Genomic DNA, 12,466 nt, shown 5'->3' with positions numbered 1-12,466 from the left:
ACCGCTGACTGCGAGGCACCGCTCACCGCACTCCGCTCTCCCCGGGCACGCTCAGTACGCCGGGAGGGTGCGCGGACCGAGGTCGTCACGGGCGGGCGGCGGGGCCAGGCGGACGGAGGCGCCGAGGACGCTCACGCCGTGGGGGGCGACGACGACCGGCTCCAGGGTGACCGCGACGACCTCCGGGTGGTCGTGGACCAGCCGCGACACCCTCAGCATCAGCTCCTCGAGGGCGGGGGTGTCGACCGGTGCCGAGCCCCGCCAGCCGAACAGGAGCGGGGCCGTACGGATCGATCGCACCAGTGAGGTCGCGTCCCGGTCGGTGACCGGGATCAGCCGGTGCGCCATGTCCCCGAGCAGCTGCGAGGGGGGCCCGGCGAGACCGAAGGACAGCACCGCTCCGGCGGCGGGATCGATGACCGCGCGGACGAGGGTGTCCACACCGCGCGGCGCCATGCGCTGCACCACGGGGCGCAGCTCGGCCGGGGCGCCGAACAGCTCCGTCAACTCCGTGTACGCACGGCGCAGTTGGTCCTCGTCCGCCAGGTCCAGACGGACGCCGCCCAGGTCGGCGCGGTGCCTGAGGTGCGGGGCGGTCGCCTTGAGGGCCACGGGGTAGCCGAGACTGCGCGCCGCCCCGGCCGCGGCGTCGGGGGTGGGGGCGGGCAGGGCGCGGTGCACGTGGATGCCGTACGTGCCCAGCAGGTCGCAGGTCTCCTCGCCGCCCAGGGTGAGGCCCTGCCCGCGCGTGAGCAGCCCGTCGATGAGCGCGGCGGCGCCCCTTACGTCGATGTCGTCGTACTCGGGCACCCTGCCGGGCTCGGCGGCCTCCCGCCGCCACTGGGCGTACGCGACGGCCTGCGCGAGGGCCCGGACGGCACGCTCGGAAGCGGGGTAGGCGGGGATGAGGTGAGCGCCCTCGGGAGGTACGACTGGGGCCGCGGGGCCGCCCGCGCCGGCCGGGGACGGCGTGCCGCCGGACGGCCGGGATGCCGTGCCCCGCGGCGCACCCGGGACCCGCGGCGCGCTGTCCGGCCGTGCGTCCGACTCACGCGCGGGCGCGCTGTCCAGCCCTGCGTCCGGTTCCTGCAGTGTTCCGTCCACGGCCGTGCGGGACGGCGCGCCCGCGCGTCCCCGCGGTGCGTCGCCCTCCCCCGCCGGGGATGCCGGGCCCGCCCCCGGTGCGGGATTCGCCGGCGCGGGGGCGGTCGCCGACTGGGGTGCCGTGCTGGTCGCCGCCGACAGGGCCTCCGCGAGGCCGCCGAGTTCGACGTGGACCACGAGGACCGGCTTGGCCGGGGCCGCGGCGGCGGCCGAGCGCAGCGCCTGAGCCAGGGCCGCGTCGCCGACCGAGCCCTCCCCCACCGCCGGGATCGCGGTCACGACGACCGCGTCACTGGTGTCGTCGGCCAGCGCGTGCGCAAGCCCGGCGTGGAAGTCCGCCGCCGACGCCGCCGTGGTGAGGTCCAGCGGGGGGTGCGGACGCAGGCCCTCGGCGAGGCAGGCCTCGTAGGTGAGCAGACCCAGCGACTCGGAGTTGCCGAGGATCGCCACGCGGGGCCCGGCCGGCAGGGGCTGGCGGGCGAGCAGCAGACCCGCGTCGACCAGTTCGGTGATGGTGTCCACGCGGATCACCCCGGCCTGCCGCAGCAGCGCGGACACCGTCTCGTGGGGCAGCCGGGTCGCCCGTACGGCGTGCCCCCGGGGCCCGGCACCATGGCGGGCACCCTGGACCACGACCAGCGGCTTGGCCGCCGCGGTCCGGCGGGCGAGGCGGGTGAACTTGCGGGGGTTGCCGATGGACTCCAGGTACATCAGGGCGACGTCGGTGTCGGGATCCTCGTACCAGTACTGGAGGACGTCGTTGCCGGAGACGTCGGCCCGGTTGCCCGACGAGACGAAGGTGGACACTCCCGTGACCCCGGTGACTCCGCCGCCGCGACGGTGCAGGCGCGAGAGCAGGGCGACGCCGATCGCGCCGGACTGGGCGAACAGCCCGATCCGTCCCGCCCGGGGCGGCTCCGGGGCGAGCGAGGCGTTCAGCCGTACGTCCGGGGACGTGTTGATGACGCCGAACGCGTTCGGGCCGATGATCCGCATGCCGTACGAGCGCGCCTGCCGTACGAGGGCACGCTGGCGTTCGCGGCCGTCGGGCCCGGACTCGGCGTAACCGGCCGAGACCACGACGAGCCCCTGCACGCCGTGCTCGCCGCACTCGGCGACGATCTCGGGGACGTGCTCGGCGGGCACCGCGACGACCGCGAGGTCGACCGGTCCGTCGACGGCCCGGACGGACCGGTACGCGGCGACCCCGTCGAGTTCCTTCCGGTCCTCCGCGAACGCCTTGTTCACGGCGTAGAGCCGCCCGGTGAACCCGGCGTCCCGGATGTTGTCGAGGATGCTGCGCCCCACACCGCCGGGTGCGCGCCCGGCGCCGACGACGGCCACCGAGCCGGGGGCGAGCAGCCGCTGCACCGAGCGCGCCTCGGCGCGCTGCTCGCGCGCGTACTGCACGGCCATGGAGCGGTCGGTGGGCTCGAGATCGAACTCCAGGCGTACGACGCCGTCCTCGAAGCTGCGCTTCTGGGTGTACCCGGCGTCGGTGAACACCTTGATCATCTTGGTGTTGGCGGGCAGCACCTCGGCGGCGAACCGGCGGATGCCGCGCTCCCGCGCGACGGCACCGATGTGTTCGAGCAGCGCGGAGGCGACGCCGCGGCCCTGGTGGGCGTCCTGCACGAGGAAGGCGACCTCGGCCTCGTCGGCCGGTGCCGACGCGGGCGTTCCGTCGGAGCCGATCCGGTCGTAGCGTACGGTGGCGATGAACTCGCCGCCGATCGTGGCCGCGAGTCCCACCCGGTCCACGAAGTCGTGGTGCGTGAAGCGGTGGACGTCCTTCGCGGACAGGCGGGGGTAGGGCGCGAAGAAGCGGTAGTACTTCGACTCGTCCGACACCTGCTCGTAGAAGCTGACCAGGCGCTCGGCGTCATCGACGGTGATGGGGCGGATGCGCGCGGTGCCGCCGTCGCGCAGCACCACGTCGGCCTCCCAGTGGGCGGGATACTCGTGCCTGTCCGACGAGATCTGCATGGGCCCCAGAGTACGGCTCGCGTTCGACAACGGCGCGAGGCAGTCTGTGGTGGACGACAGCCGGACCGAGGCCGCGGTCCGGCTGTCACCGGAGCGGGCACGGATGCCGCTCCCGGTGACGCTTCACGATGTGGGAAACTGGTCTAGACAACCTTGAACACCGAAGGGCAGCAACACATGGCTGAGCGCCGCGTCAACGTCGGCTGGGCCGAGGGTCTCCACGCCCGCCCCGCCTCCATCTTCGTCCGAGCCGCCACGGCCGCAGGCGTCCCGGTGACGATCGCCAAGGCCGGGGGCAACCCCGTCAACGCGGCCTCCATGCTCGCCGTTCTGGGCCTGGGCGCCCAGGGCGGCGAGGAGATCGTCCTCGCCTCCGACGCCGAGGGGGCCGACGCCGCCCTGGACCGTCTGGCGAAGCTGGTCTCGGAGGGCCTCGAGGAGCTTCCCGAGACCGTCTGACGCAAAGGCGCGGGGGCCCTGGATTCACAGGCGCCCGCCGCACCATGGAAAGGCCCGTCCGGACCACCGGGCGGGCTTTTCGCTTTTCCCGGTCCACCCTTTTCGAGGGCAGCAGAATAAACCCCCGAGAATTACGCCCTCTTTGTATACGGCATCTGTGTTAAGGGCGCAGACTCGGCGTGTTTACGGGATGTTGCGAGTTCCTCACACGGTCCGCGCGGCCGGCCCGTTCGGCGGCGCCGGAGCCGAAACGCAGCCGGTGCCCGGCACTCGCGCGCTCGGCGTGCAGCGCCGTGACGGCCCGTGCCCGGTCGCCGTCGCCGCGCGCCACCGCGTCCACGATGGCGCCGTGCTCCGCCCAGTACTCGACCGGGTCGGACGGCCCCTCGGTGGCGTACATCCAGGCGATCTTGTGCCGCAGCTGGGTCAGCGTCGACCTCAGCACCGGGCTGCCGGAGGCCTGGGCGAGCGTCTCGTGGAACCAGCCGCTCAGGGAGCGCAGGTCGTCGCTGTTGCCCTGGCGGGCGCGCTCCTGCCCCAGCCGGACCAGGCCGCGCAGCACCTTCAGGTGAGCGTCGGTGCGGCGCTGGGCCGCGCGGGAGGCACCGAGCGGTTCGAGGAGCACGCGCATCTCGAGGAGGTCGGCGGCCTCCTGCTCGGTCGGTTCGGCGACGCAGGCGCCCGCGTGCCGCCGGGTGACCACGAAGCCCTCGGCCTCCAGCGTGCGCAGCGCCTCGCGCACGGGCACGCGGGAGACTCCGTAACGGCGGGCGAGGAGTTCCTCGGTGAGCCGGCTGCCGCGCTCGTGGACACCCGCGACGATGTCGTCCCGGATCGCCGTGCACACCGAGTGCGCGGGAATACGCATGACCGACCTCCGGCTTAATCCCCGTGAAACGTCGACGATTGACGTCCGATCCGTGACTCTATTGCAATCGGCGGGAATTTCCGACGGCGGGCCGGAATCCATGCATATTTTTTGGACGAGCGGCGCCCTGGAACACCGAAAGCCCCGGCTCGGGAGCCGGGGCTTCGTGAAGCGCGGGTGCGTGCCTCTCAGAGGCTGACGCCGTGCGCGCGGAGGTAGGCGACGGGATCGAGGTCGGAGCCGTAGTCGGCACCCGTGCGGGCCTCGAAGTGCAGGTGCGCACCCGTGACGTTGCCGGTGGCGCCGGAGAGGCCGATCCGCTGTCCCGCGGTGACCTGCTGCCCCACCGACACGGCGATGGACGACAGGTGCGCGTACTGGGTGTACGTGCCGTCGTTCATCCTGATGACGACCTGGTTGCCGTACGCGCCGCCCCACCCGGCCTCGACGACGGTGCCGATGCCGACCGACTGGACGGGGGTGCCGCTCGCGGCGTGGAAGTCGACACCGGTGTGGCTGCCGGACGACCAGACGGCGCCGCCGCTCTTGTACCCGGTCGAGACGTACGAGCCGGGGATCGGCGAGACGAAGGTGTTGAGGCGCTCGCGCTCGGCCTCACGCGCGGCGCGTTCCTTCTCCGCGCGGGCCTTCTCGGCCTCCTCCGCCGCCTTCTCGCGCGCCGCCTCCTCGGCGGCCTTCCGCGCGGCGGCCTCGGCCGCCTCGCGTGCGGCCTCGTGCTGGGCGGCCGCCTGGGCGTCGATCCGGTCGGCGACCGCGTCGCCCAGGGTGATCACGGGGGTGAGGCCGGTCTGCGCGGCGGCGGGTTCGGCGGCGAGTGCGGGAGCCGTGAGGGAGCCGACGACGCCGGTGCCGGCGAGGGCCGCGACGCCCGCCGCGCGGGCGGTGCCGCGCTGCATCCGGCTGGGACGGCGGTGCTTCCCGGTGGCGCGGGTGAACGCCATGTACAGGCTGGTCCTTTCCTTCCCTCTCGCCTACCGGGTTAGCTGACGGGTTCGGAGCAGGAAGGTCTCCTACGGACCCCCTCGCGACACGCGCGGGCGTCCGATTCACCCCAGGGACTGCGGTGGGTCCCCGGCTCCCCTGGCTCGCGCCGTACGGGGACTCGGCGATGACTGTCCGGTGCCGCGGGTGCGGCGCACTGCCCGACGAACAGCCCGGACGAAGCTAAGCGGGACGCCTTCCGATCCCCAAACGAATCCCGGTTTTTGTAGCGCATCCCACAGGGCAGACAGGCAACCTCCGTCCCAATTCGGGCATAAGCGGGCCCTGGTGACGATCGCGTCCCCAGGGCCCGAGCGCGTGTGCCCGCCGGCGTCTCGCTACTCGGCCGTCACGACGGTGACTTCACCGATCCCGAGGGCCTCGACCGGCGCCTTGATCTGCGCCGCGTCACCGACCAGGACGGTCACCAGACGGTCCACCGGGAAGGCGCTCACCACCGCCGCGGTGGCCTCCACAGTGCCGGTCGCGGCCAACTGCCGGTACAGGTCGGCCTGGTAGTGGTCCGGCAGGTGCTGCTCCACCTGGTCGGCCAGGGTGCTCGCGACGGCCGCGGCGGTCTCGTACTTGAGCGGCGCCACGCCCACCAGGTTCTGCACGGCGACGTCGCGTTCGGCGTCGGTGAGCCCCTCCGCGGCGAGCGTGCGCAGCACCTTCCACAGGTCGTCCAGGGCGGGTCCGGTGTTCGGCGTGTCGACGGAGCCGCTGATGGCCAGCATCGCCGCGCCCGAGCCGTCCGGGGCGGACCTGAGGACCTGCCCGAACGACCGCACGCCGTAGGTGTAGCCCTTCTCCTCGCGCAGCACGCGGTCCAGGCGGGAGGTGAGGGTGCCGCCGAGGCAGTACGTGCCGAGCACCTGCGCGGGCCACACACGGTCGTGCCGGTCGGGGCCGACCCGGCCGATCAGCAGCTGCGTCTGGACGGCGCCGGGACGGTCCACGATCACGACCCGGCCGGTGTCGTCGGCGACCACCGGCGGAACCGGCCGCGGCCGGCCCGGGGAGCCGGTCCAGGCGCCCAGCGTGTCGCCGAGCAGCGCGTCCAGGTCGACACCGGTGAGGTCGCCGACGACCACCACCGTCGCCGTGGCGGGGCGGACGTGCTTCTCGTGGAAGGCGCGCACCGCCGGGGAGTCGATGCCGGCGACCGTCTCCTCGGTGCCCTGGCGCGGCCGCGACATGCGCGAACTCGCCGGGAAGAGCTCCTTGGAGAGTTCCTTCGCCGCGCGGCGGGAGGGGTTGGCCAGCTCGTGCGGGATCTCGTCGAGGCGGTTGCGGACGAGCCGTTCGACCTCGCTGTCGGCGAACGCCGGCGCCCTGAGGGCGTCGGCGAGCAGCCCGAGCCCCTTGGGCAGCCGCGAGGCCGGCACCTCCAGGCTGAGGCGGACGCCGGGGTGGTCGGCGTGCGCGTCCAGGGTGGCGCCGCAGCGTTCCAGTTCGGCGGCGAACTCCTCGGCGGAGTGCTTGTCGGTGCCCTCGGAGAAGGCGCGCGCCATGATCGTGGCGACGCCGTCGAGTCCCGCCGGCTCGGCCTCCAGGGGTGCGTCGAGCAGCACCTCGACGGCGACGACCTGCTGGCCGGGACGGTGGCAGCGCAGGACGGTCAGGCCGTTGCCGAGCGCGCCGCGCTCGGGGGCCGGGAAGGCCCAGGGCTTGGCCTCGCCCGCCTGCGGCTGCGGGTGGAAGTCCATCGTGGCGAGCTCGGTCACTTCGCCGCCTCCTCGTTCTCGTCGGTGCCGGCGGCTGCGGCGGCTTCCTCGGTGTCCCCGGCCTCCGGGGCGACGGGCTCGTAGACGAGCACCGCACGGTTGTCGGGGCGCAGGCGGCTCTTGGCGACCTCCTGCACCTCCTCCGCCGTCACCTCGAGGACGCGCTGGACGGCGGTCAGGGCGAGCTGCGGGTCACCGAACAGGACGGTGTACCGGCAGAGTTCGTCGGCGCGGCCCGCGACCGTGCCGAGCCGGTCGAGCCACTCGCGCTCCAACTGGGCCTGGGCGCGCTCCATCTCCTCGGCCGTGGGGCCCTGCTCGGCGAAACGGGCGAGCTCCTCGTCGATGGCGGCCTCGATGACCGGCACCTCCACGTCCCCGGACGTCTTCACGTCCAGCCAGCCCAGGGAGGGGGCCCCGGCCAGCCGCAGCAGGCCGAACCCGGCGGCCACGGCCGTGCGGTCGCGCCGCACCAGCCGGTTGTAGAGCCGCGAGGACTCGCCGCCGCCGAGGATCGTGAGCGCCAGGTCCACGGCGTCGCACGCGCGCGTGCCGTCCTCCGGCAGCCGGTAGGCGGCCATCAGCGCACGGGCGGGGACCTCCTCCTCCACGATCTCCCGCAGCTGCTCGCCGATGACGTCGGGCAGGGCGCCGTCGCGCGGGGCGGGCTTGCCGTCGTGGGACGGGATGGAGCCGAAGTACTTCTCGATCCAGGCGAGCGTCTGCTCCGGGTCGATGTCGCCGACGACCGAGAGCACGGCGTTGTTCGGCGCGTAGTACGTACGGAAGAACTGGCGCGCGTCCTCCAGGGTGGCCGCGTCCAGGTCCGCCATCGAGCCGATGGGCGTGTGGTGGTACGGGTGGCCCTCCGGGTAGGCGAGGGCGGTGAGCTTCTCGAAGGCGGTGCCGTAGGGGACGTTGTCGTAGCGCTGGCGGCGCTCGTTCTTGACGACGTCCCGCTGGTTCTCCATGGACTCGTCGTCCAGGGCGGTCAGCAGGGAGCCCATGCGGTCGGCCTCCAGCCAGAGCGCGAGCTCCAGCTGGTGGGCGGGCATGGTCTCGAAGTAGTTGGTGCGCTCGAAGCTGGTGGTGCCGTTGAGGGAGCCGCCGGCGCCCTGCACCAGCTCGAAGTGACCGTTGCCCTTCACCTGGGCGGAGCCCTGGAACATCAGGTGCTCGAAAAGGTGAGCCAGACCGGTGCGTCCCTTGACTTCGTGACGTGAGCCGACGTCGTACCAGAGACACACCGCGGCGACCGGGGTCAGGTGGTCCTCGGAGAGCACCACGCGCAGGCCGTTGGCCAGGCGGTGCTCGGTCGCTGTCAGGCCGCCGGAGCCTGCCTGGGCTGTGGCCGTGTGACCCATGGGCATGTACGTCCCTTCGATCGCGGAGACGGTCGTCGAAACCGCCGTTTCTGCCGGTCCTGCCACTGTATGCAAGCGTGCGGACGGCGGGCGAAGTTCCCGCCCGGGGGCAGCTACGCCGAGAGCGAGAACCTTTGGCGGGGCGGGTGGTACCGGTGTGGTGGACGGTGCACACGCACGGACCTCGTGACCGCGTGAGGCCGCTCGCGGGAGCCGGTGAGCGACGCCCGCCCCCGGCCCGGTCCGCCCGGGCCGGGGGCGACCCCGCGCGGCACCGGCCGCTCGCGCGGCGTACCCTGCTCGCGCCGCCGCACCCCGCCGAACCGACCGGCCGGACCCGGGTCCTGGTCCCGCCTGTCAGTGCGACGGTCCACAATGGTCCGCGTCAGATCCCGTCCCACGCTTCAGCAAGGAGCCGGCAGCGATGGCCCGCCGCAGCACGAAGACCCCGCCGCCCGACGACTCGTACGAGGAGAAGATCCTCGACATCGACGTCGTCGACGAGATGCAGGGCTCCTTCCTCGAGTACGCGTACTCGGTCATCTACTCCCGCGCCCTGCCGGACGCGCGCGACGGCCTGAAGCCGGTGCACCGCCGCATCGTCTACCAGATGAACGAGATGGGCCTGCGGCCCGAGCGCGGCTATGTGAAGTGCGCCCGCGTCGTCGGCGAGGTCATGGGCAAGCTGCACCCCCATGGCGACGCGTCGATCTACGACGCCCTGGTGCGCATGGCCCAGTCGTTCTCGATGCGTGTCCCCCTGGTCGACGGCCACGGCAACTTCGGCTCGCTGGGCAACGACGACCCGCCCGCCGCCATGCGGTACACCGAGTGCCGGATGGCCGAGGCCACCGGCCTGATGACCGAGTCCATCGACGAGGACACGGTCGACTTCGCGCCCAACTACGACGGCCAGGAGCAGGAGCCGGTGGCCCTGCCCGCCGCGTTCCCGAACCTCCTGGTGAACGGCGCGTCGGGCATCGCCGTCGGTATGGCCACCAACATGCCGCCGCACAACCTGCGCGAGGTCATCGCGGCCGCGCGCCACCTGATCAGGTACCCGAACGCCGACCTCGACGCCCTGATGAAGCACGTCCCGGGCCCCGACCTGCCCACCGGCGGCCGGATCGTCGGCCTCTCCGGCATCCGCGACGCGTACGAGACGGGCCGCGGCACCTTCAAGATCCGCGCGACGGTCACGGTGGAGGACGTGACGGCGCGCCGCAAGGGTCTGGTCGTCACCGAGCTGCCCTTCACGGTCGGCCCGGAGAAGGTGATCGCCAAGATCAAGGACCTGGTCGGTTCGAAGAAGGTCCAGGGCATCGCCGACGTCAAGGACCTCACCGACCGCGCGCACGGGCTGCGGCTGGTCATCGAGATCAAGAACGGCTTCGTGCCGGAGGCGGTGCTGGAACAGCTGTACAAGCTGACGCCGATGGAGGAGTCCTTCGGCATCAACAACGTGGCCCTGGTGGACGGCCAGCCGCTCACCCTCGGTCTCAAGGAACTCCTGGAGGTCTACCTCGACCACCGGTTCAACGTCGTACGCCGGCGTTCGGAGTTCCGCCGCGGCAAGAAGCGTGACCGTCTGCACCTGGTCGAGGGCCTGCTCACGGCGCTGGTGGACATCGACGAGGTCATCCGCCTCATCCGCTCGAGCGAGAACTCGGCGCAGGCCAAGCAGCGCCTGATGGAACGCTTCTCCCTCAGCGACGTCCAGACCCAGTACATCCTGGACACGCCGCTGCGCCGCCTCACCAAGTACGACCGCATCGAGCTGGAGGCCGAGAAGGACCGGCTGAACGCGGAGATCGAGGAGCTGACCCGGATCCTCGACTCGGACGCGGAGCTGCGCAAGCTGGTGTCCGCCGAACTGGCCGCCGTCGCCAAGAAGTTCGGCAACGACCGCCGTACGCTCCTGCTGGAGTCGGCCGGTGCCCCGGCCGCCGCCGTACCGCTGCAGGTGGCGGACGACCCGTGCCGTGTCCTGCTGTCGTCCACGGGCCTGCTGGCCCGCACGGCGAACGACGAGCCCTTCGGCGACACCTCCGGCGCCAGGCGGATCAAGCACGACGTGATCGTCTCGGCGGTACCGGCGACGGCCCGCGGCGAGATCGGCGTCGTCACCTCGACCGGCCGTCTGCTCCGGCTGAACGTCGTGGACCTGCCGCAGCTGCCTGAGGAGATGCCGACGCCGAACCTCTCGGGCGGGGCACCCCTGGCCGAGTTCGTGTCCCTGGAGGACGACGAGCAGGTGGTGTGCCTGGCCACGCTCGACGAGTCGTCGCCAGGCCTGGCGATCGGCACGGAACAGGGCGTCGTCAAGCGCGTGGTGCCCGACTACCCCTCCAACAAGGAGGAGCTGGAGGTCATCACGCTCAAGGAGGGCGACCGGATCGTCGGCGCGGTGGAACTGCGTACGGGCGAGGAGGACCTGGTCTTCATCAGCGACGACGCCCAGCTGCTGCGCTATCCGGCGGCGCAGGTCCGCCCGCAGGGCCGCCCGGCGGGCGGTATGGCGGGCATGAAGCTCGCCGAGGGCGCGAAGGTCATCAGCTTCACCGCGGTCGACCCGGCGGTGGACGCGGTGGTGTTCACGGTCGCGGGCTCGCGCGGCACGCTGGACGACTCCGTGCAGACGACGGCCAAGCTCACCCCGTTCGACCAGTACCCGCGCAAGGGCCGGGCCACCGGCGGTGTGCGCTGCCAGCGGTTCCTGAAGGGCGAGGACTGCCTGTCGCTGGCCTGGGCGGGCCCGGTCCCGGCCCGTGCCGCCCAGAAGAACGGCACCGCGGTGGCGCTCCCGGAACCCGACCCGCGCCGCGACGGCTCGGGTGTGTCCCTGCAGAAGACGGTGTCGGTGGTGGCGGGCCCGGTGTCCTGAGGCGCCCCGGCCGCCCTAGGCCGCCGGGTCCTCCGCCGCCTCCCGCACATAGCGCAGAACGCCCCACATGCCCTGCTCGTCGGCGTGTGGGGTGTCGTCGCTCAGGCACGCCTCCAACTCGGCGTGGAGGGCGGCGGTGTCGATGTCCGCCCCGATGAGGACGAGCTGCGTGAGCCGCTCCGCCCCGGCCGGCCAGGGCTCGGGGTGGAATCGCAGGAACCGCCCCACGGCGTGCACGGCGTACCGGTTGCGGGTGTCGTACGGCCCGAAGTCGACGTACCCCTTGATCCGGTACAGCCCCGCGGGCCTGCTGTCCAGGAACCGGATCAGCCGCCGCGGATCCATCGGACGTCCCCGGACGAAGGACAGGCTGTCGTACCCGGCGTGCAGATGCCCGGCGTGCTCGTGGTCGTCACGATGCAGATCGTCGAACGACAACTGCCCGACGCGCTCCTCGCCCGGCCGGCAGTCGAAGAGGAACTCTGGGTCGACACGGCCGTGCGTGGCGGGCACCACGGCCGCGCGGTCGACGAGGGACCGGACGAGTCCCAGGACCCGCGCGGCGTCCGTCACCCGGTCGGCCTTGTTGACGACCACCAGATCGGCGAGTGCGAGGTGCCGGTCGATCTCGGGGTGCCTGGCCCGGGTGTCGTCGAACTCGGCGGCGTCCACGACCTCGACGAGTCCGCCGTACACGATGTCCGGGTGCTCACTGGCGAGCACCATGCGGACGAGTTCCTGCGGTTCGGCCAGGCCGCTGGCCTCGATGACGATGACGTCGATCCCGGCGGACGGCCGGGCGAGCCGCTCGAGGTACTCGTCGAGCTCGCTGCCGTCGACGGCACAGCACAGACACCCGTTGCCGAGCGACACGGTCGAGTCCCCGAGGGCCCCGGCCACCGCCATGGCGTCGATCTCGACGGCACCGAAGTCGTTGACGACGGCCCCGATACGGCTGCCGCCGCTGCGGTGCAGGAGATGGTTGAGCAGGGTGGTCTTCCCCGAGCCGAGAAATCCGGCCAGCACCACGACCGGAATCTGCCGCCCGCCGCTCCGCACCACCACGCGACCC

Annotated in this window: 8 protein-coding genes and 1 riboswitch; of the genes, 2 read left to right on the top strand and 6 right to left on the bottom strand. The window is 72.6% G+C overall.

Features of this window, described 5'->3' with window-relative positions; translation table 11 throughout:
* Positions 1-51 precede the first annotated feature (51 nt).
* Positions 52-3,090 (bottom strand): GNAT family N-acetyltransferase, encoded by a 3,039-nt coding sequence (locus F1615_RS00460; protein ID WP_149546811.1) that lies wholly within the window; start codon positions 3,088-3,090, stop codon positions 52-54.
* 177 nt (positions 3,091-3,267) lie between these two features.
* On the opposite strand from F1615_RS00460, the gene F1615_RS00450 reads away from it, so the two are divergent.
* A complete protein-coding gene (locus F1615_RS00450) occupies positions 3,268-3,549 on the top strand; it encodes an HPr family phosphocarrier protein (RefSeq protein WP_014675499.1) in 282 nt (93 codons plus the stop codon).
* A 160-nt stretch (positions 3,550-3,709) separates the two neighbouring features.
* On the opposite strand, the gene F1615_RS00445 is transcribed toward F1615_RS00450, so the two are convergent.
* The 4 genes from F1615_RS00445 to F1615_RS00430 all read right to left on the bottom strand — a co-directional run bounded on the left by F1615_RS00445 (position 3,710) and on the right by F1615_RS00430 (position 8,516).
* The gene (locus F1615_RS00445; protein ID WP_149546810.1) at positions 3,710-4,417 is read right to left on the bottom strand and encodes a GntR family transcriptional regulator; all 708 of its coding nucleotides are present in this window, start codon (positions 4,415-4,417) and stop codon (positions 3,710-3,712) included.
* Positions 4,418-4,605: 188 nt separating this feature from the next.
* Positions 4,606-5,379: a M23 family metallopeptidase gene (locus tag F1615_RS00440; protein WP_149546809.1), complete on the bottom strand. Its 774-nt coding sequence runs from the start codon at positions 5,377-5,379 to the stop codon at positions 4,606-4,608.
* A 12-nt stretch (positions 5,380-5,391) separates the two neighbouring features.
* Positions 5,392-5,556, bottom strand: a riboswitch (cyclic di-AMP (ydaO/yuaA leader).
* A 201-nt stretch (positions 5,557-5,757) separates the two neighbouring features.
* A complete protein-coding gene (locus F1615_RS00435; RefSeq protein ID WP_149546808.1) occupies positions 5,758-7,146 on the bottom strand; it encodes a M16 family metallopeptidase in 1,389 nt (462 codons plus the stop codon).
* Positions 7,143-8,516 (bottom strand): M16 family metallopeptidase, encoded by a 1,374-nt coding sequence (locus F1615_RS00430; protein WP_149546807.1) that lies wholly within the window; start codon positions 8,514-8,516, stop codon positions 7,143-7,145. Before F1615_RS00430 ends, F1615_RS00435 begins: the two co-directional genes overlap by 4 nt.
* A 418-nt stretch (positions 8,517-8,934) precedes the next feature.
* Between F1615_RS00430 and F1615_RS00425 the strand changes: the two genes are divergently transcribed.
* Positions 8,935-11,394: a DNA gyrase/topoisomerase IV subunit A gene (locus F1615_RS00425; protein ID WP_149546806.1), complete on the top strand. Its 2,460-nt coding sequence runs from the start codon at positions 8,935-8,937 to the stop codon at positions 11,392-11,394.
* A 15-nt stretch (positions 11,395-11,409) separates the two neighbouring features.
* On the opposite strand, the gene F1615_RS00420 is transcribed toward F1615_RS00425, so the two are convergent.
* A complete protein-coding gene (locus tag F1615_RS00420; RefSeq protein WP_425385608.1) occupies positions 11,410-12,459 on the bottom strand; it encodes a CobW family GTP-binding protein in 1,050 nt (349 codons plus the stop codon).
* Between the last annotated feature and the right edge of the window lie 7 nt (positions 12,460-12,466).

It is taken from the genome of Streptomyces marokkonensis, assembly GCF_008312835.1.
Lineage (GTDB): Bacteria > Actinomycetota > Actinomycetes > Streptomycetales > Streptomycetaceae > Streptomyces > Streptomyces marokkonensis_A.
This window is presented reverse-complemented; position numbering and strand designations above follow the sequence as displayed.